The sequence below is a fragment of the Rhodococcus sp. NKCM2511 genome (genome assembly GCF_014905595.1).
GTDB lineage: Bacteria > Actinomycetota > Actinomycetes > Mycobacteriales > Mycobacteriaceae > Rhodococcoides > Rhodococcoides fascians.
Genome location: NZ_BNHJ02000001.1, coordinates 3273395 through 3290444 on the forward strand (window position 1 = coordinate 3273395; position 17050 = coordinate 3290444).

The window sequence follows — 17050 nt, forward strand, 5'->3', positions numbered from 1 at the left end:
GGACGTCGGTGTCACACAGGGTTCAGTTAATGGTTGATAACTGACATGATAGTAAACTACGATTAACCGAGAGTCCAGGTTCGAGGGGGTGGCAGTGCAGGAGATCGAGGTCAAGCCGGCCACTGTGCGTGAGCAACGCAAAGCCGAACGTCGGCAGCAACTGCTCGATGCTGCGGCATCGCTGTTCGCCGAACGCGGGTTCGCGTCGGTGCGGCTCGAGGATCTGGGTGCAGCCGTCGGCATCAGTGGACCGGCCGTCTATCGCCACTTCCCGAACAAGGAGGCGGTGCTCGTCGAACTGATGGTCGGAATCTCGGAGTATCTGCTCGACGGCGGTCGCGAGGTGGTCGGCTCGCGGAAGGTCGATGAAGAGACGGTGTCGGCTCTGGTCGATTTCCACCTCGACTTCGCCTTCGAGACACCGGCTTTCATTCGGATTCAGGATCGCGACCTGCAGAGCCTCCCTGAGGGGGCGCGACGCAAGGTGCGCCGCATGCAGCGCGAGTACGTGGAACTGTGGGTGGCGACCCTGTGTGCCGTCGACCCGGAATTGAACGAGGCCGATGCGCGCACCACGGCGCACGCGGTGTTCGGACTCATCAACTCCACGCCCTACAGCGCGGGCCGCACGCCGTCGCGCAATGCTCGGCCGGTGTTGCGAACCATGGCACTGGCGGCACTGGGCGTATCGCACTGATCTGGGCGTCCACAATGGGCGTCGACGATCGCGATCCCGCCTGCAGACACGAATTGTGGACACTCAGCACACCTACCGTGCCGTCACACAGGAAGAGCAAATCGTCGTTATCGGAGACAATGATCGACATGACGACCCAACTTTCGCCCGTCGAGATCGGCCGACGGCAGAGTCGATTCACTCGTGACGAGGTGCCGCGACTGCTGGCGATGGCCGGCTTCATCGCCGCTCTGCATGTGATCGGTTGGGGCCTGTTCACCCACTACGACTCGATTCCCAGCATCCACGGCCTCACCGGAGCCGACGGCACTCTCGTCTACGCAGGAGCCGGCGTACTGGCGTACACCCTCGGTCTCAGGCATGCGTTCGACGCCGATCACATCGCCGCCATCGACGACACCACCCGCTTTCTGCTGCAGAAGGGTAAGCGGCCGTTGGCCGTCGGGCTGTTCTTCTCGCTCGGGCATTCGACGGTCGTGTTCGTCTTCGTCGCTGCGATTGCGTTCGTCGCGTCGCAGGCGACGGCGTTTCAGGACGCGTTCGCCGGGGTCGGCGGCATCATCGGCACGTTGGTGTCGGGAACCTTCCTGTACCTCATCGCCGCGCTGAACATCGCGGTCCTCGCCGGCATCGTCGGAGTCTGGCGGCGCGCGAAACGCGGTGACGTCACCGAGGCCGGGCTCGACGAGCTGTTGGCCAAGCGTGGCTTGATGAATCGACTGTTTCGGGGCCGCTACGACAAGATGATCAACCATTCGTGGCAGATGTACCCGCTCGGCTTGCTGTTCGGACTCGGTTTCGACACCGCGACTCAGGTCGGTCTACTCGCGATCGCCGGCACCACCGCTATCGCCGGCGGGCTCCCGCCGATGGCCATCATCGCGCTGCCGGTCCTGTTTGCGGCGGGCATGACGACGATGGACACGATCGACGGCATCTTCATGTCCAAGGCGTACGGCTGGGCGTTCGTGACACCGGTCCGCAAGATCTACTACAACATGACGATGACGGGCCTGTCGGTCTTCGTTGCGTTGGTGATCGGGACGGTCCAGCTGCTGACGCTGCTTGCCGAGCAGTTCGAGCTGACCGGTGGCCTGTGGGACGCACTGGCCGTCATCGACCTCAACCTCGCGGGCCAACTCGTCGTCGGCACGTTTTTCGTTGTCTGGATCGGCGCGGTCGTGTATTACAAGGTGGCGCGCATCGACGAACGCGGTGGCGCACACTCGAACGCAACGGAGACCCAGTGATCGCTCGTCGTCGGATCGGTGCCCTTGCAGTAGTTACGGCGCTGGCGTCGAGCATGGCTTCTGGCCTGCTGACCGCCCCAGCCTCGGCTGCGCCGACGATCACTCAGAACATCGGCGACGTCGTCTCCAGTCGCGCTCTACAGCGGGAATTCTGGATCCCCGGTTCGTCCTCGGCCGAGGTGCTCACCTACGTCACCACCGATACGTTCGGCGAGAAGGCGCTCAGCACCGGCACCGTCTTCCTCCCGCAGGGCACTGCGCCCGAGGGCGGTTGGCCGGTGATCTCGTGGGCCCACGGCACCTCCGGGCTCGGTGACTCGTGTGCGCCCTCGGTTGCGGGACCGGCGCTGGCCGAACGAGATCTGCCGTACCTCGGCAACTGGCTCGCGCAGGGCTACGCCGTTGTGGCCAGTGACTATGCCGGCCTCGGCACCGAAGGATTGCAGGCATATCTGGACGGGCGGACCACGGCGCACAACGTGGTCGACATGGTGAAAGCAGGCCGCAACTACAGCGATCAACTCTCGCGCAAGTGGGTGACGGTCGGACAATCTCAGGGCGGCGGCGCGGCGATCTACACCGCGCGCTACGCAACCGAATTCGGTGGACCGGATCTGGACTATCGCGGCGCAGTGGGCACCGGAACTCCCGCGTACATCGAGAAGCTCGTCTCGATCGGCGGACCGGGGATGCCGCCGGTGGCGCTCCCGGCCGGTCTGACCGCGTACGTCGCGTACATCGCTGCGGCTCTACGCTATTCGCACCCCGAGCTGGGCCTGGACGACATCCTCACTCCCGTAGGTAAGAAGTACGTGGATCTGGCCGAGACGGCCTGTGTCGCGGACCTCGAGGAGCAGCTCGAGGGTGTCAAGGTCGGTGATTTCTTCACTGCGCCGTTGACCAGCCTGCCGAATTTCACCGCAGTACTCGACGACTACATGGCCATGCCCGAGGCCGGCTTCGACAAGCCGTTCTTCATGGGCCACGGGCTGCGGGACACCGATGTCCCGTTCCCGACGACCGCCGCGTACGTCGCCAGGCTCACCGCCAACGGTCAGCCGGTGACGTTCCGGCCCTACTATGCCGATCACAGCGGAGCGCTCGTGCAATCACAGGCCGACACGATTCCGTTCGTCGCAGGGCTGTTCCGTTAGGTCACCGGTCGCTTGCTGGGCAGTCCGTATGCCCGGGCGGTGAACTTCTCGAGCACGGTGCGCGGCAGCAGTCGCTGCGCCATGAACACTGCGGGAGCATTGCTGCCGACGGCGTAGAGGGGCCGAGTCTTCTTGTCCTCGACGGCTTTCAGGACCGTCTCGGCCACGGTGTCCGCGGAGATACCCTGTGCCTCTTTGGCGTCGAGGTGCGAGATCACTGTCGTGAAATCGCGCAGATACGGCGAATGCGGTCCGCAGTACTTGGTGCGGCGGGCGGAGAGTCCGGTGGCGATGGAGCCGGGCTCGACGGTGGTGATGTCCACCCCGTAGGGCGCGAGCTCGAAGCGGGCCGCCGTCGAGAAGCCCTTGATCGCTGCCTTGGTCGCGGCGTACGACGAGCGATAGGCCAACGGGAAGCTGGCCAGCATCGAGCCGATGTTGACGACCTTGCCCCGACGGCGTTCGCGCATCCCCGGCAGCACGGCTTGCATGAGCTCGACGGCACCGAACACGTTGAGCTGGAACAGCCGGGTGACCGCCTCGATCGGGAGTTCCTCGACGGGGCCGCACTGGCTTTCGCCCGCATTGTTGATCAGAACATCGATCTCCACGTCGGCAAGACCGTCGACGAACGTCCGGATGGAGGCCGGGTCGGTCAGATCGAGATCTCGGTACTCGACGCCGGGGATGGGGTCGACCACGGTGGAACAACTGCGGCTCGTGCCGATGACGCTGTAGCCGCGAGCGAGCAGTAGTTCGGCGACAGCTTGGCCGATACCGGACGTGGCTCCGGTGACAAGTGCGGTGTTCATCTACGCCTCTTCGTTGCGGTGTTTCTGGTTCTCGGGGTGGCGACTGCCGCCGTGGGAGTGGTTCGATCGATTCGTCGCAACCTGGTGCTCGGAACTCGGGTGTGCAAGGCCGGCACCGACTTACCCGCCGCCATGACGGTTCGGTCCGGTCGTACGACAGCCGCTACCGCGTGACCGCGCCGCAACCACAATCCGAGCTCGGAGGAGGCCGCGACCTCGACGACGACAGCCCCACGACGATCGACCTCGCGTCGCTGTTCGACGGTCAACGGGGTGGTCGAGACGAACAGGAATTGTCCCGGTGCGACGTTGTCCAGTCGGGCGCCGTTGTCCAGGGAGCTGTTGGGGCACAGCGCGCCTACCACCGAACGGATCTGCGCTGCCGGACGCTGGACGAAATCGGAACGGGTGAGCGGAGGAGTGGCGCTGTCGGACACCTTCGCTCCGATGAGGGGCAGGTGGCCGAGAGCCGGTGCGAGCGTGGTGCGCAGAATTCCGGTCAGCTGACTGCCGCCGGTCATCGCCCAGCCCATGGCGACGGCCATCCGAATCATGGCTGTGGCATGGGCCTTTCGCTCGATTTCGTAACTGTCGAGTGCCGAATCGGAGACGTGCCCATCCAGGGCCCCGACGATCTTCCAGACGAGGTTGCGCGCATCGCGCAGACCCGCGCCCATTCCCTGTCCGATGAACGGTGGAGTCAAGTGCGCCGCGTCGCCGAGGACGAACACGCGTCGATCCCGCCAGCTATCGGCGACCTGCGCCCGAAATGTGTACTCGGCGCTCCGAATCAGCTCCATCGAGGGGTCGTCGACGTGCCGCAGCCACGGCGCTATGAGCGGCCGGACGGCGGCGAGATCCTCGAACTCGTCGAGGGTTTCGCCGTCGAGCATCCGAAATTCCCAGCGGTAGCGGGTGGAACCGATTCGCATGTACGTGGCGGATCGTTCGGAGTCGCACACCTGGTGAACGCCGTCCCACTGATCGAGTTCGGCATCGGTGGCGATATCGATCACCAACCACCGTTGCGCGAACCCGAGGTCCTCCATCTTCGACCCGATGGACCGGCGCACGATGCTGTTGGCACCGTCGCACCCCAGCGCGTAGTCCGCGGTCACCCAGTGTGGGGTGTCGTCCTCGGTGGATGTGTACGACACTCGGACCGTATCTTTCAGGTTCTGCACGTCGGTGATCTCGCACCCGCCGCGCATCTCGATCGTGTCGTATCGGGCGACGTGCGTGCGCATGAGGCGCTCGAGGTCCGGTTGATCGAACATGTTCGCCTGGGGATAGCCGTGCGGTCTGTCGTCGGGATCGCGCTCGAACTCGGCCAGGGTGCGCAGATCCTTGGTGCACAGTCGCAGCCCACGCCCGGGACGTGAGATGCCGGCGAAATCCTCTGCGACACCGATGTCGTGCAGAATTCGGTACACCTCGTCGTCGAGATGTACTGCGCGCGGCTGCGGATAGACGTCGGCCCAGCGATCGAGCACCAGGCAGGGGATGCCGTACTGCGCCAACAGCAGAGCGGCCGTCATGCCCGTCGGGCCGGATCCGACGATGACCACCGGGTGGTGGGTGCCGTCGGATCCGCGTTCGGTCATCGGTACGAGACCCGGGTGCGCTGCACTCCCAGGTCGAGGGATCCGTCGGGGGTGGAGCACGTCAGTTCGAGAACGTCGCCGTCCTGCAGGAAGTCGGGATTCTTGGCCTGCTTCTTGAAGAACACCTTCCACTTGAGCGCCGGCGGGATCAGGGATCCGATCATCTCGATCGGCTTGGCCGGAGCCTTCAGCGCAGTACCACCGGGAGTGCCGGTGAGCAGCAGATCGCCCGCGTCGAGCCGCTGGAAATTGCTCAGCGCCTTCAGCGATTCGACCGGCCGGTAAATCATGTCGGCCACGGTACTGTCCTGTCGCACAGTCCCGTTGACGCGCAGTGTCAGAGTCAGCTCGCCGAACCGGTCGAATTCTCCGGCCTCGAGAAGGAGCAGTCGTGGGCCGACCGGCGTGAACGTGGGGTACGACTTGCCCTCGTAGAACTGGGTTTTCGGTAGTTGGACGTCTCGCGCAGACACGTCGTTGGTGATGACGAGTCCGGCGACGTACTCGGCCACGTTGCTGGCATCGATCTTGGTGCCGACGGTCAGCGTCTTGCCGAATACCAGGCCGATCTCGATTTCGTAGTCGAGGAGTTTCACGTGCGTCGGCTTGACGATGTCGTCGGTGGGGCCGCTGATCGAACCGGACGTCTTCCGAAAGAACGTCAGTGGCACCGTGTCGGGGTTCATTCCCGAGTCCTTGACGTGCGAGACGAAATTGGTCATGTTCGCCACTACCCGGCACGGTGCGGTGACCGGGGAGAGGAGCGAAAGCGTCTCCACTGCAAGCACATCGGTGCCGGTACGCGCTGCGTCCACAGCGGCGCGATCGGCGAGAAGCTCGGCGGTCGTGGTTGCCGACGTGTCGATGCGCGACGCCCCGGCCGGGGTCTCGACCCACCAGGCGTCGGCGGTGCGTAGTACAGCGATGCTCATGAGGAAGCCACTTTCATCAGGCCGCGAAGGCGTTCGGTGTCGAACTCGTTGTCGGTGCGTAGGGAGGACAGGATCGATTTGAGCTCGTGCAGAGAGGCTTTGCTCGGGGCGATACCGAGAAAGTCCTTCGATGCCGGTGGGCCCCACTGGGCGAGGCCGGATGCCGTCATCGGTGCCCAGCCGGGTTCGAGCGAGCTGTCGAACATGTCGCCGTCGCTGAAATGCTCCACCAGGAAACCGTCGGGATCGCGCCAGTAGTCGAAGATCTGACTGCCCTGGATGTGTCTGCCGATGCCCCAGGAGTGCTTGTACCCACGCTCGGTGAGGAATTCGCCACCGGCGGCGATGGCGTCGATGTCGGTCACCTGGTACGCCGAGTGCACGTAGCGATTCGACGGGCCGAGAGTCATCGCGAGCGTGTGGTGATCGGACGGGATGCTGCCCCGATCGCAGCGGATGAAGCTCATCACCGGTCCACGGTCGCGTTGGCCGTCGTAGTAGAGGAAATCGCTGACGATCAGACCCAGGTGGTGTAGGTACCAGTTCAGATTCTCCAGGTAGTCCACTCGCTGCAGCACCACGTGCCCGAGCCGTTGGACGCGCGCCGGCTGACGCGGGGGCCTCTGGGTGGCGTTGATCCGGTTGCGTGGATCGCCGAAGTTGTAGGTGTGCGCGTCCTGGCCCGGGAGTTCGGGATGTTCGGTGTAGCCCGACACGATCTGCACAGGCTGTCCGCCTGGATCGGTCAGAGTGACGGCGATGCCGCCGAGTGTGTCGGGTAGCCGGTGCACCTGCTGCCCGGTGGCATCGGCGAGGCGGACGACGTCGGCGTCCTCGGCGGCAGCGAACGCCGCGCCGACGAACCGCGTTCGTTTGCCGCGTCGGATGATCACGCACGGCGACCCGACGTGCGTGCCGCGTAGGTGAATCTCCTCGGACGTGCGCAGTGAGACGGTGAAACCGAACGCCACCGCGAATGCCTCGGCCTTGGCCAGGTCGGGTTTGCGGAACTCGAGCCACGCGATGTCGCGCACCTTGATGATCGGGTCGGCGGCTTTTCCCGGGTGTTCGCCTGGAAGCGCGCCCTGATCCACATGCATGTTCTTGTGGCCGTCGACGTCGTGTCCCATCAGCCCTCCCTCGTTGGTGACACTATCGTCACCTATGACTAATCGGTCAGTCAAGAGTGTTGACAAATTCGTCAGCGGTGAGGAAGGGTCAAGGCGGCGACAAATGCACTCAGGAGTAGGGACCATGACCGAAACCCCGAATCGCCTCGAGCGACGCAAAGCGCGCACGCGCGGTGCCCTGATCTCTGCCGCGCAGAGCTTCATCGCCCGCGGCGAATTGCACGTGCCGATTGCCGAGATCACTCAGGCCGCAGACGTCGGCATGGGGTCGTTCTACAACCATTTCGAGAGCCGAGAGCAGCTGTTCCAGGCTGCGGTCGACGGTGCCCTCGAGCTGTTGGGCATCTACCTGGACTCGTTGAGCGACGACGAGGACGATCCCGCAGAAGCGTTCACCCGGTCGTTCCGCATCGCAGGCCGGCTGTTCCGGCAACAACCGGATCTGAGCCGAGTGCTCATCCACTCCGGGCCCGAGTTGATCACCTCGAAGCACGGTCTCGGTCCGCGGGCCTCGCGCGACATCGAAGCCGGAGTACTGAGCGGGCACTTCCGCGTGCAGGACACCCAGCTGGCTCTGGCCCTGGCAGCGGGGGCGTTACTGGGCATGGGGCAACTACTGCTCGAACAGCCGGAACGAAGCGACGTCGATGCCGTCGACAACATGGCGCACAGCGTGCTGCTCGCCCTCGGGATGTCCGACGCGGATGCGCGCCAGCTGTGTTCGCGAACCCTGCCTCCGTTGGACGCGGTTCCGAGCGTCGACGCGTAACGGGCCCGTGCGGGTGTCAGCGCGCCCGGCTGTGTTCGAGGTCGCGGATGATATCGCCGACTGCGTTGTCACGCAGTAGCTTCCACTCCAGGATCGGGTTGAGGATCCCGCGGAACCAGAAGTACGGTGCCCACACTGCGGGGGCGATCAGCCGTGCTCGACGCGTACGGACCGCGTCGACCAGGAGGTCCGCCGCCCGTGGGGACGGGAGTCGACGGCTCAACGGCCACGGGAGAAATGCACCGATCCGCTGCCCCATCGGGTCGTTGTCGAGGGTGTGGCGCGCCAGATCGGTGTCGACCACCCCGAAGTACGCCAGACCGGCCGATGCACCGACTGCTGCGAGTTCGATGCGTAGCGCGCGGCCCAGTTGTTCCACGGCTGCCTTGCTGACCATGTAGGCAGACCCGCCCATGCCGGGAGTGAATGCAGCACAGGACGATACGAGCAGAATGTGCCCACCACTGGTCACGATCTCGTCCGCCGCGGCGCGGACGATGGTGAGCACACCGCCGAAGTTGACCGCCATGACGGAGTCGAATACCGCGCGGTCGACGGTCCTGATGGTGGCAGGCGGCGGTGTGATGCCGGCGTTGGCGATCACGATGTCGATCCCGCCGAAGGCGCGCACCGTCGCCTGCACGCACTCCGTCATCGCCTCCGGATCCGTGACGTCCCCGGTCAACAGCAACACCCGTGCAGCGCCAGCCGCGTCGGTCGGGAAGTGAAGATCCACCACTGCCACGGATGCACCGGCGGCCACCAGTTTTGCTACGGTCGCGGCACCGATGCCGCGTGCACCGCCGGTCACCAGTGCGACCTTGCCGGTGAGGTCCATGTGGTTCTTCATGCGGACTCCTTGGTGACGGCGAGTGTGCCCGGCACATCGACAGTGGCACTGCGGCAGGAATAGTGGTCGAGTTCGATGGCCGACATACGACGGGTGAAGTTGCGTACCGAACCCGGCCAGTAGGTGACGTTGCGGCCAGATGGGCTCAGGTAGTAGCTGCTGCACCCACCCGAGTTCCACACCGAACCGGCCAACCGTTCGTCCGTGTAGTCCGCGAATTCCGTTTGTGCAGTGCGGGTGACGTCGATTGCGGCCAAGCACTTGTCGTCCATCGCCCGCAGTGCTGCAAGAACGTAGTTCACCTGTGCTTCGATGGTGACGACCTGCGAGGTGTACACCACCGAATTGGGGCCGAGCACCATGAAGAAGTTCGGAAAGCCGTGCACCGTCGTCCCTCGATACGACGACATCTCTCCGTCGGGCCAGGTCTGCGCCAACGACCGACCGCCACGACCGACGATGCGCCGAAAGCCTGAATGCCCGGCGACGGTGAAACCTGTTCCGAGAACGATGGTGTCGACCTCGTGGACCGTTCCGTCGGTCGTGACGACGCCCTCGGGCACGACGCGGGAGATGGCGGTGGTCTCGACGGTGACGTTGTCGCGGCACAGGGCGGGGTAGAACTTGTTCGAGAACGTCGGCCGCTTGCAGCCGAATGTGTATGTGGGAGTGAGCTTCTCGCGAAGTACGGGATCCTTCACCTGTCTGCGTAGGTGAGCCCGGCCCAGTGCGGTCAACGGCGTCAGCAGGGCGCGGTGCCGAATCAGGCCGGGCACCAGAGCTTCCTGGAACAGATCGAACGTACGACGCATGGCGCGCTGAGCCGCCGGAAACTTCCTGAGCACGGACCTGCCGGACTCGGAGATGGGACGGTCCGGGTGGGGAAGGATCCACGTGGGCGTGCGTTGAAAAAGCGTCAGATGTGCGGCCGACGGAGCGAGTCGGGGTACGAACTGCACCGCCGATGCGCCGGTGCCGATGACGGCAAGACGCCTACCCTCGACCGAATGCTCGTGGTTCCACCGAGCCGAGTGAAAGACGCTGCCCGAGAACGAGTCCAGACCGTCGATACTCGGAGTGGCTGGTTCACTGAACGGGCCGAGGGCTCCGATCAGAATCCGAGAAGTCCATGTTCCGCCGCTCGTTCGCACGATCCAACGCGCCCGGTCGTCGTCCCACGTCGCGTCGAGCACCTCGTGTCCGAATCGGATTCGATCCCGGATACCGAACCGGTCGGTGCAGTCGTTGAGGTACTGCTCGATCTCGGGCTGCAGTGGATACAGGCGGGTCCAGTCCGGGTTGGGTGCGAACGAGAACGAATACAGCGCCGAGGGAATGTCGCACTGGGCGCCGGGATAGGTGTTCACGTGCCACGTCCCGCCGACCGCGCTGTCACGCTCGAAGATCAAGAAGTCGCCGCGGCCTTCCTGTTCGAGCCTGATTCCAGCTCCGAGCCCGCCGAAGCCGGCACCGATGATGGCGACGTCGATGTGCGACGCGGCAGAGTCGTTGTCGGTCATGATGTGTGGCTCCTTCTACAGATCGAGAACGACGACGTCGCCGTCGACCGCGGCGCGTGACACGCACAGGGTGAGTGAGTTCTCGCGTTCGGTGCGGCTCAGCACGCGATCGCGATGGTCGACGCGTCCGCCGGTGAGGCCGACGACGCAGGCACCGCAGAAACCTTGGCGGCACGAGAACGGCTGATCGGGACGGACTCGTCGGAGGGCGTCGAGGGCGGTCTCCTGTGCGCCGACTTCGACGGTGTCGCCGGACCGTGCGAGCTTCAGCACGAACGGACGGCCGTCGACCACGGGGGCGGGCGCGAACAGCTCGGTGTGGAACTCCCGAACCGTGGTACTTCGGGTGGCCTCCTCGCGCAGCCGGCGCGAGAGTGCCGCGGGGCCGCAGACGTACAGGGCCGAGGATCCCGTCCCGAGATCGACGATGTCCGAGGGACGCGGAAGTCCCTCCACGTCATCGGTTTTGATGATCACGTGACCGCGGGAGGTGAGCGCGGACTGCTGCAGTTCGGCGACGAACGGCAGGCTCGCACGAGATCTTCCGTGGTAGTAGAGGGTCCACCGTGTGCCGTCGGCGACGGCGCGCTCGATCATGGACCGGATGGGAGTGATGCCGATGCCGGCCGCGACGAACAAGTAGTGCTCGGCGGCGGCCATGGGAAATGCGTTGCGGGGTCCACGGACTCGGAGGGTGTCTCCTGGAACGAGACCGTGTATCTCGGTGGAGGCCGCGCCGCCGGGGATCCTACGGACACCGATGCGATACCGATCTCCTCCTGCCGGCCGACCTGCGAGCGAGTACTGCCGAACCGAGCCTGCCGGTGTGGTCACGTCGATGTGTGCACCGGGCAACCAGGTCGGCAATGCGCTTCCGTCGCTGCGACGCAGTAGAAGTGAGCGCACGTCCTCGGCCTCGTCGACGATCTCGTCGATGGTGGTCTCGAATTCGTAGCCGACGCATCGGCGCGGTCGCGCCGGGGAGAGGGCGGTGACGACGGACGAGTCGGTGACCAGTCTTGCGTACACCCGAGACGCCGCAGCGATGGCTCGGAGACCACGGCCGGGGTCGGTCACCGTGATCTCACCCAGATGGCTGTGTCTCGAGGCTGTTTCGGTGGTCACTGCTGTGCCGCCAGTGCCGCGGGTGACGTCGCCAGGTATCGCACTGCCTTGTCGATGTCGCCCATCTTCGATGGGTGAAAACCCGGTCGGATGTACAGGGCGAGTTGTACGAACAGAAACGACAGGCCCGGTATCAGTTGCTTGCGGGATGCTCGTGCGAAGGCGAGAGGCCAGGGGGTGCGAAGTCGGCGCTTCCCGGTGCGCGGGGTGGCCACCGAGTTCTTGTACAGGTACGCGGCGGTGCTGAACCAGAGCACGGCCAACCCCGCGCTGGCTATCACCGCGGTGCGGGCGCGGCGAAACGCACCCCCGTCGACGTACTGGAATGCGTCGAAGGCAACGTTGCGGTGTTCGAGTTCCTCGGCTCCGTGCCAGCGAAGCAGGTCCAGCATCGTCGGATCGACACCGAGGCGATCGAATTCGGTGTTGTCCAACAGCCATTCGCCCACTACTGCGGTGAAATGTTCGGCTGCGGCGTAGATCCCGAGGCGCTCGTTCAGCCACGCTTTGCCCGCGCGGCCGGTGAGGCCGTGATCGCCGAACACCACGCCCACCGCGAATCGAATGCGCTGCAGGATCGGCTCGATGTCGACTCCATGCGCGACGAGGTACGTACGAAAGCTCTCGTGCGAGGACGCGTGGGTTGCTTCTTGTCCGACGAATCCGACGACTTCCTCGTGCAGTCTGCGGTCGTCGATGTACGGAAGCGCGAGGGCGAACACGTCGGCCATCGCCCGTTCGCCCTCGGGCAGCACCAGGTGCATCACGTTCCAGAAGTGCGTGGCGTACCACTCGTGCGGAATGTACCGCAGCGGAACGCCGGTCCAGTCGAACGTCACCGCGCGGGCCACGATCGCGTAGGACTCGTCCAGGTGGCGCGCGTTCGGGTCGATCGCTCGGTCACGAGACATTCGAGCTCCATTCGTCGAAATGCTGATGAGGTGATGCTACATAGCAACAGATAGTGTTGCAATGTTGCATTGCATCATCGAGGGTGCCGTTAGGATCGGACGATGCATCCAGACGGTGACGACGGGCCGATCCTCGATGCCGCGTTGGAGTTGTTCGGTGAGGTCGGCATCCCCAGAACGACCATCGGGGACGTGGCCAAGCGCGCCAAGATCAACCGGGTGACGGTCTATCGCCGCATCGGATCCAAGGACGAGCTGGTGCGCGCGGTCATGGCACGTGAGTCGACGAGACTGTTCGTCGCGGTGGCGGCAGCGGCCGCCGAACAATCGTCTCGGGCGGATCGTGCCGCGCACGGATTCGCGACGACGATCGAGTCGGTGCGAACCAATCCCGTCCTGCTCAAGATGTTCGACTCCGAGAGTGCGTTGGTACTCGAACAGTTGACGACAAATGCGTCGACCCTGCTCGCGTCTGCAATAGACGCTGCCGCCCAGATCGCCCGGGGAGGGCTGGACTCGGACAGTTTCGCAGTACCCGACGCCCCGGAAATCGTGGTCCGCGTCGTGCATTCGATTCTGCTGACTCCGGCAGCCGGCGCTGCACTCGAGACGTACGACGATCTGCTGGCCTTCGCGCACCGGAGCATCGTGCCGTTGCTTGTCGGCGGTGACCACCGCGGCTAGAATTTAGGCTAGGCTGCCCAGTCATGCCTCGATTCTTCGTGTTCCACGGCCGTGCAACCGGCCGGATGAGACGTTCCGCCTCTGCCGGGCTGTACACGCTCGTCGGCGCACTCTCTCTGGCTCTGGTCGGATGCTCGAGCGCCACGTCGGAACCGTCCGGTCCAGCCGAGGCCGCCGGCACCAGGACGGTGCAGGACTACTTCGGCCCGGTCGAGGTTCCCGAGCGACCCGCCCGGGTCGTCGCCGCCGACCCCATCTCACTGGCCCTGATGCTGTCGCTCGAGGTGAATCCCGTGGCCGCGTCCTTCAACCCGCTGGCGCTACCCGCGCACGTCGACGAGCGCATCGGCGACATCGCAAACATAGCGGGTGAGGGTGGCGGCTTCGATCCCAACGTCGAGGGAATCCTGGCTCAGGACCCCGACCTGATCGTGGTGGTCGCCGGGTACGACGGCGAAGGCGAGAAGGCGTGGAACAAGGAGATCTACGACAAGCTCGCCGCCAGCGGAGTGCCGACCTACGGCTTCGCCTACAACGACGGGGTGTCGCTCGAGGACGTCTCGCACGGAGTCGCGGCCATAGGGGATGTGCTCGGAAAGCAGAGCGAGGCAACGGACCTCATGCAGAATCTGATGGACCGGATGGCCGCGCTGAAGCAGCGAGTTGCCGACGCGGACCTGGCCGACAAGCCGGTCTCCGCTGTTCGATTGAGCGAGCGCGGGGAGTACTCGATTCGCGTCGGAACGGGTGAGAGCATCGCCTTCCGTGGTCTGGGCATGGCGCAGCCGGAGGGCCAGCAGGATCCGAGCCTGTTTCGTATCGACATCACCGACGAGACGCTGAACACGCTGAACTCCGCCGACACCCTGTTCGTGTACACCGACCAGGGTGCCGACAGCGAACGGGACGCGATCAGTGCTGCACCGTTGTGGTCCACACTGCCTGCCGTGCAGCAGAATCGGGTGCACTGGGTCTCGGCGAGCGTGTGGAATTCATCGGACCCGATCGGCCTGGGCAAAATCATGGACGACATCGAAAAGGTGTTCATCGAGCCGGCAGAGCAGAGCTGAAGGCCTCGTCATGGCCGGCCGACGTGACGAGGGCGGTTACCTCACAGCGCGAGTAATCGAAGCGAACCGCTTGTCGCCGTCGCTGATTCGAGTCGTGTTCGATGCTTCCGATGCGCGCGGGTTCGAGTCGAGTGGAGTGCCCGACGAAATCGTGCACCTGTACTTTCCGGCCGACGGAGAGGACGTACCGCCCGAGATGATCCGACGCGACGGCGTTCTCGCGCATCACGACGACGTGGTTCGTGAATGCCGCAATTACACCGTCCGGCGCTGGGACGGCGACCGGATCACGATCGACTTCGTGGACCACCTCGGCGGGGTGGCTGCGGCCTGGGCCCGCTCGGCCGAGCCGGGTACGGCGCTGGGGATGTGGGGAACTCGGTCGTGGTACGAGCCGCCCGCCGACACGGAGTGGATGTTGTTGATCGCCGATCTACCGGGGCTACCCGCGCTGTGCCGTGCCCTCGAACAACTGCCCGCGGGCCTGCGCGCGCATGCGATCGTCGAGGTGGCGCACGACGACGATGTACTGGAGGTTCGATCGGCTGCCTCGGTCACCATCGACTGGCGGGTGGCCGGAAATGGGCGCGCACCATCGCAACTCGTCGATGCTGTGCGCACGCTTCGAGTTCCGACCGGAAACGGGTACGTCTGGTTCGGTGGGGAGGCGTCGGCGGGTCGAGGCGTACGTAAGTACTTCCGCAGTGAGATCGCATTCCCTGCCCGCCGCATGGCCGTCGTCGGATACTGGCGAGACGACAAGGAAGCATGGATCGAACGCTATGAGCGGGTCGCCGGTTCACTGATCGACGACTACGAGCGCATCGCGTCCGCTGGCATGGGTGAGGCCGAGGCCGAGATCCACTGGGACGAGATTCTCGAGCGCGCCGGACTGTGACTCAGGGACTCGTCGGACAGCATTCACCGTCGCGTGATCACAGAACTGCGTCGGCCGCTTCCTTGGCGACGTAGGCGTCACGCAAGTCGCGCTTGAGGATCTTGCCTGCTCCGCTCATGGGTAGCGCCGTCACGAACTCGATGGTGCGGGGAGTCTTGTACCCGGCAACGTAGGTGCGAGTGTGCTCGCGTAACTCGGCTGTCGTGGGTGAGAGTCCCTCGGCCAGAACGACACACGCATGAACTCGTTCACCCCACTCCTCGTCCGGAACTCCGATCACGGCGCAGGCCAGAACGGCGGGATGACGACTGAGCGCACTCTCCACCTCGGCGCTGTAGACGTTCTCGCCGCCGGTGATGATCATGTCCTTCAAGCGGTCGACGACGAACAGGAATCCGTCGGAGTCGAGGTAACCCACGTCGCCGGTGTGCATCCAGCCGTCTCTAACGGCGGCCGCGGTCTCCTCCGGCTTGTTCCAGTACCCCAGCATCACATGACCGCCGCGGACGCAGATTTCGCCGACGTCACCGGTGGCGAGCTGCTCGTCGTCCGGGCCGAGGATACAGATCTCCGAGTGAGGGGCTGCGCGTCCCGCCGAGCCGGTACGTTGTCCAACATGATGTTCCGGCCACAGCAGAGATGCGACCGGCGCGAGTTCTGTCATGCCGTAGGCCTGCGTGAGGCGGGCCTGCGGAAGCCTGGCGAGGGTCCGCTCGAGGACACCGGCGGAGATGGGGGATCCTCCGTAGAGCACACGGCTCAGTGACGAGGTGTCGAACTGGCTCAACGTGGGGTCGTCGACGAGCAGCTGAATCATGGTGGGAACCAGCAACACATCGGTGACGGAGTGCTGTGCGATCGCGCTCAGTACCGCTGTCGGTTCGAAGAACGGAACCATGACATGGGTGCCACCGAGCATGACCTGCCCTACCCATGCAGCCAGATCGGCGAGGTGGAACATCGGTGCGGCGTGGAGCAATACCGACGCGTCGTCGAGCAGCTGTCCGGTGGCCACCGTCCCCAGGCCGGAGGTCACCAGATTCGCGTGGGAGAGCATGACGCCCTTGGGGAATCCGGTGGTGCCGCCGGTGTAGAAGAGGCCGGCCAGGGCGTCGCCGCTGCGTCGTACATCGGGGACGGGATCGTGGGATGCCACCAGGTCCTCGTACGAGACCATGCCGTCGGGGGTGGAACCGTCCCCGCAGTAGACGACGGTCGCCAAGTCGGGACACGACGCGCGTAGAGCCGGAACCATTGCGCCGAAGGTGTCGTCGACGATGAGTACCTTGGTGGCGGAGTCGTTGAGTGCATACGCAACTTCGACGGGTGACCACCGAATGTTGACGGGATTGAGCACGGCATCGGCCCACGGGACCGCAAGCAGGTACTCGGAGTAGCGATCACTGTTGAACGCCAGCATTGCCACTCGATCGCCGCTCTCGACTCCGACGGAATGCAGACCGGCCGCCAACCTCGCCACACGATCGATCTGTTCCGAGAAGGTGCGCACGCGATCGCCGAACACCGTTGCTGCGCGATCGGGTGTGGTGACTGCGGAGCGATGGAGGCCTTGAGTGAGATACATGGCGAGGTCCCTTGTGCGAGAGGGGCGCGGTACGCCCGAGCGAATACGGTCACAGTTCC

The 17050-nt window shown here is 64.8% G+C and carries 16 protein-coding genes; 7 read left to right on the top strand and 9 right to left on the bottom strand.

The genetic code is table 11. The annotated features are described in order from the left end of the window. The first annotated feature begins 88 nt into the window (after positions 1 to 88). The 3 genes from JLZ96_RS15290 (at position 89) to JLZ96_RS15300 (ending at position 3101) form a co-directional block, all read left to right on the top strand. Positions 89 to 697 carry a TetR/AcrR family transcriptional regulator gene (locus tag JLZ96_RS15290; protein ID WP_201010498.1) on the top strand — a complete coding sequence of 203 codons (609 nt, stop codon included), beginning with the start codon at positions 89 to 91 and terminating at the stop codon, positions 695 to 697. A gap of 128 nt (positions 698 to 825) precedes the next feature. Further along, positions 826 to 1947 (top strand): HoxN/HupN/NixA family nickel/cobalt transporter, encoded by a 1122-nt coding sequence (locus JLZ96_RS15295; RefSeq protein ID WP_051365299.1) that lies wholly within the window; start codon positions 826 to 828, stop codon positions 1945 to 1947. Positions 1948 to 2000: 53 nt separating this feature from the next. Beyond that, a complete protein-coding gene (locus JLZ96_RS15300; RefSeq protein WP_156394456.1) occupies positions 2001 to 3101 on the top strand; it encodes a S9 family peptidase in 1101 nt (366 codons plus the stop codon). Here JLZ96_RS15300 and JLZ96_RS15305 read toward each other — a convergent pair. Genes JLZ96_RS15305 through JLZ96_RS15320 form a run of 4 tightly spaced genes read right to left on the bottom strand, consistent with a single transcriptional unit; the run spans position 3098 to position 7579 of the window. Continuing rightward, positions 3098 to 3913 carry an SDR family oxidoreductase gene (locus JLZ96_RS15305; protein WP_032388066.1) on the bottom strand — a complete coding sequence of 272 codons (816 nt, stop codon included), beginning with the start codon at positions 3911 to 3913 and terminating at the stop codon, positions 3098 to 3100. The two genes, JLZ96_RS15300 and JLZ96_RS15305, sit on opposite strands and share 4 nt — an antisense overlap. Continuing rightward, positions 3910 to 5517, bottom strand: a complete 1608-nt coding sequence (locus JLZ96_RS15310) for a bifunctional 3-(3-hydroxy-phenyl)propionate/3-hydroxycinnamic acid hydroxylase (protein WP_057472470.1) — start codon at positions 5515 to 5517, stop codon at positions 3910 to 3912. Before JLZ96_RS15310 ends, JLZ96_RS15305 begins: the two co-directional genes overlap by 4 nt. Beyond that, positions 5514 to 6449 carry a fumarylacetoacetate hydrolase family protein gene (locus tag JLZ96_RS15315; protein ID WP_032392899.1) on the bottom strand — a complete coding sequence of 312 codons (936 nt, stop codon included), beginning with the start codon at positions 6447 to 6449 and terminating at the stop codon, positions 5514 to 5516. The genes JLZ96_RS15310 and JLZ96_RS15315 overlap by 4 nt, the downstream gene beginning before the upstream one ends. Beyond that, positions 6446 to 7579 (bottom strand): VOC family protein, encoded by a 1134-nt coding sequence (locus JLZ96_RS15320; protein WP_057472471.1) that lies wholly within the window; start codon positions 7577 to 7579, stop codon positions 6446 to 6448. The genes JLZ96_RS15315 and JLZ96_RS15320 overlap by 4 nt, the downstream gene beginning before the upstream one ends. A gap of 124 nt (positions 7580 to 7703) precedes the next feature. On the opposite strand from JLZ96_RS15320, the gene JLZ96_RS15325 reads away from it, so the two are divergent. Next, entirely contained in the window at positions 7704 to 8348 is a 645-nt protein-coding gene (locus JLZ96_RS15325) for a TetR/AcrR family transcriptional regulator (protein ID WP_057472472.1), read from the top strand. 16 nt (positions 8349 to 8364) lie between these two features. Here the strand turns inward: JLZ96_RS15325 and JLZ96_RS15330 are convergent, their stop codons facing one another. The 4 genes from JLZ96_RS15330 to JLZ96_RS15345 are packed head-to-tail and all read right to left on the bottom strand — an operon-like array spanning position 8365 to position 12754. Further along, positions 8365 to 9198 carry an SDR family NAD(P)-dependent oxidoreductase gene (locus JLZ96_RS15330; RefSeq protein WP_057472473.1) on the bottom strand — a complete coding sequence of 278 codons (834 nt, stop codon included), beginning with the start codon at positions 9196 to 9198 and terminating at the stop codon, positions 8365 to 8367. Then, positions 9195 to 10718: an NAD(P)/FAD-dependent oxidoreductase gene (locus JLZ96_RS15335; protein ID WP_057472474.1), complete on the bottom strand. Its 1524-nt coding sequence runs from the start codon at positions 10716 to 10718 to the stop codon at positions 9195 to 9197. The genes JLZ96_RS15330 and JLZ96_RS15335 overlap by 4 nt, the downstream gene beginning before the upstream one ends. A gap of 15 nt (positions 10719 to 10733) precedes the next feature. Then, on the bottom strand, positions 10734 to 11843 hold the full coding sequence (locus tag JLZ96_RS15340) for a PDR/VanB family oxidoreductase (protein ID WP_230592073.1): 1110 nt from the start codon (positions 11841 to 11843) through the stop codon (positions 10734 to 10736). Further along, positions 11840 to 12754 carry a metal-dependent hydrolase gene (locus tag JLZ96_RS15345; protein ID WP_201010499.1) on the bottom strand — a complete coding sequence of 305 codons (915 nt, stop codon included), beginning with the start codon at positions 12752 to 12754 and terminating at the stop codon, positions 11840 to 11842. Before JLZ96_RS15345 ends, JLZ96_RS15340 begins: the two co-directional genes overlap by 4 nt. Before the next feature lie 102 nt (positions 12755 to 12856). Between JLZ96_RS15345 and JLZ96_RS15350 the strand changes: the two genes are divergently transcribed. The 3 genes from JLZ96_RS15350 to JLZ96_RS15360 are packed head-to-tail and all read left to right on the top strand — an operon-like array spanning position 12857 to position 15406. Next, positions 12857 to 13438 carry a TetR/AcrR family transcriptional regulator gene (locus JLZ96_RS15350; protein ID WP_027494702.1) on the top strand — a complete coding sequence of 194 codons (582 nt, stop codon included), beginning with the start codon at positions 12857 to 12859 and terminating at the stop codon, positions 13436 to 13438. Positions 13439 to 13461: 23 nt separating this feature from the next. Continuing rightward, positions 13462 to 14508, top strand: a complete 1047-nt coding sequence (locus tag JLZ96_RS15355; RefSeq protein WP_082519123.1) for an ABC transporter substrate-binding protein — start codon at positions 13462 to 13464, stop codon at positions 14506 to 14508. Positions 14509 to 14518: 10 nt separating this feature from the next. Then, positions 14519 to 15406 carry a siderophore-interacting protein gene (locus tag JLZ96_RS15360; protein WP_032392895.1) on the top strand — a complete coding sequence of 296 codons (888 nt, stop codon included), beginning with the start codon at positions 14519 to 14521 and terminating at the stop codon, positions 15404 to 15406. A 37-nt stretch (positions 15407 to 15443) separates the two neighbouring features. Here the strand turns inward: JLZ96_RS15360 and JLZ96_RS15365 are convergent, their stop codons facing one another. Then, the gene (locus tag JLZ96_RS15365) at positions 15444 to 16991 is read right to left on the bottom strand and encodes a long-chain-fatty-acid--CoA ligase (RefSeq protein WP_032392894.1); all 1548 of its coding nucleotides are present in this window, start codon (positions 16989 to 16991) and stop codon (positions 15444 to 15446) included. Between the last annotated feature and the right edge of the window lie 59 nt (positions 16992 to 17050).

What these genes read in the sequence shown, in the direction of transcription:
- JLZ96_RS15360 (WP_032392895.1), top strand. Translation starts at nt 14,519, where the DNA reads ATGGCCGGCCGACGTGACGAGGGCGGTTACCTCACAGCGCGAGTAATC.
- JLZ96_RS15350 (WP_027494702.1), top strand. Translation starts at nt 12,857, where the DNA reads ATGCATCCAGACGGTGACGACGGGCCGATCCTCGATGCCGCGTTGGAG.
- JLZ96_RS15315 (WP_032392899.1), bottom strand. Translation starts at nt 6,449, where the DNA reads ATGAGCATCGCTGTACTACGCACCGCCGACGCCTGGTGGGTCGAGACC.
- JLZ96_RS15305 (WP_032388066.1), bottom strand. Translation starts at nt 3,913, where the DNA reads ATGAACACCGCACTTGTCACCGGAGCCACGTCCGGTATCGGCCAAGCT.
- JLZ96_RS15310 (WP_057472470.1), bottom strand. Translation starts at nt 5,517, where the DNA reads ATGACCGAACGCGGATCCGACGGCACCCACCACCCGGTGGTCATCGTC.
- JLZ96_RS15330 (WP_057472473.1), bottom strand. Translation starts at nt 9,198, where the DNA reads ATGAAGAACCACATGGACCTCACCGGCAAGGTCGCACTGGTGACCGGC.
- JLZ96_RS15325 (WP_057472472.1), top strand. Translation starts at nt 7,704, where the DNA reads ATGACCGAAACCCCGAATCGCCTCGAGCGACGCAAAGCGCGCACGCGC.
- JLZ96_RS15365 (WP_032392894.1), bottom strand. Translation starts at nt 16,991, where the DNA reads ATGTATCTCACTCAAGGCCTCCATCGCTCCGCAGTCACCACACCCGAT.
- JLZ96_RS15335 (WP_057472474.1), bottom strand. Translation starts at nt 10,718, where the DNA reads ATGACCGACAACGACTCTGCCGCGTCGCACATCGACGTCGCCATCATC.
- JLZ96_RS15320 (WP_057472471.1), bottom strand. Translation starts at nt 7,579, where the DNA reads ATGGGACACGACGTCGACGGCCACAAGAACATGCATGTGGATCAGGGC.
- JLZ96_RS15295 (WP_051365299.1), top strand. Translation starts at nt 826, where the DNA reads ATGACGACCCAACTTTCGCCCGTCGAGATCGGCCGACGGCAGAGTCGA.
- JLZ96_RS15355 (WP_082519123.1), top strand. Translation starts at nt 13,462, where the DNA reads ATGCCTCGATTCTTCGTGTTCCACGGCCGTGCAACCGGCCGGATGAGA.
- JLZ96_RS15300 (WP_156394456.1), top strand. Translation starts at nt 2,001, where the DNA reads ATGGCTTCTGGCCTGCTGACCGCCCCAGCCTCGGCTGCGCCGACGATC.
- JLZ96_RS15345 (WP_201010499.1), bottom strand. Translation starts at nt 12,754, where the DNA reads ATGTCTCGTGACCGAGCGATCGACCCGAACGCGCGCCACCTGGACGAG.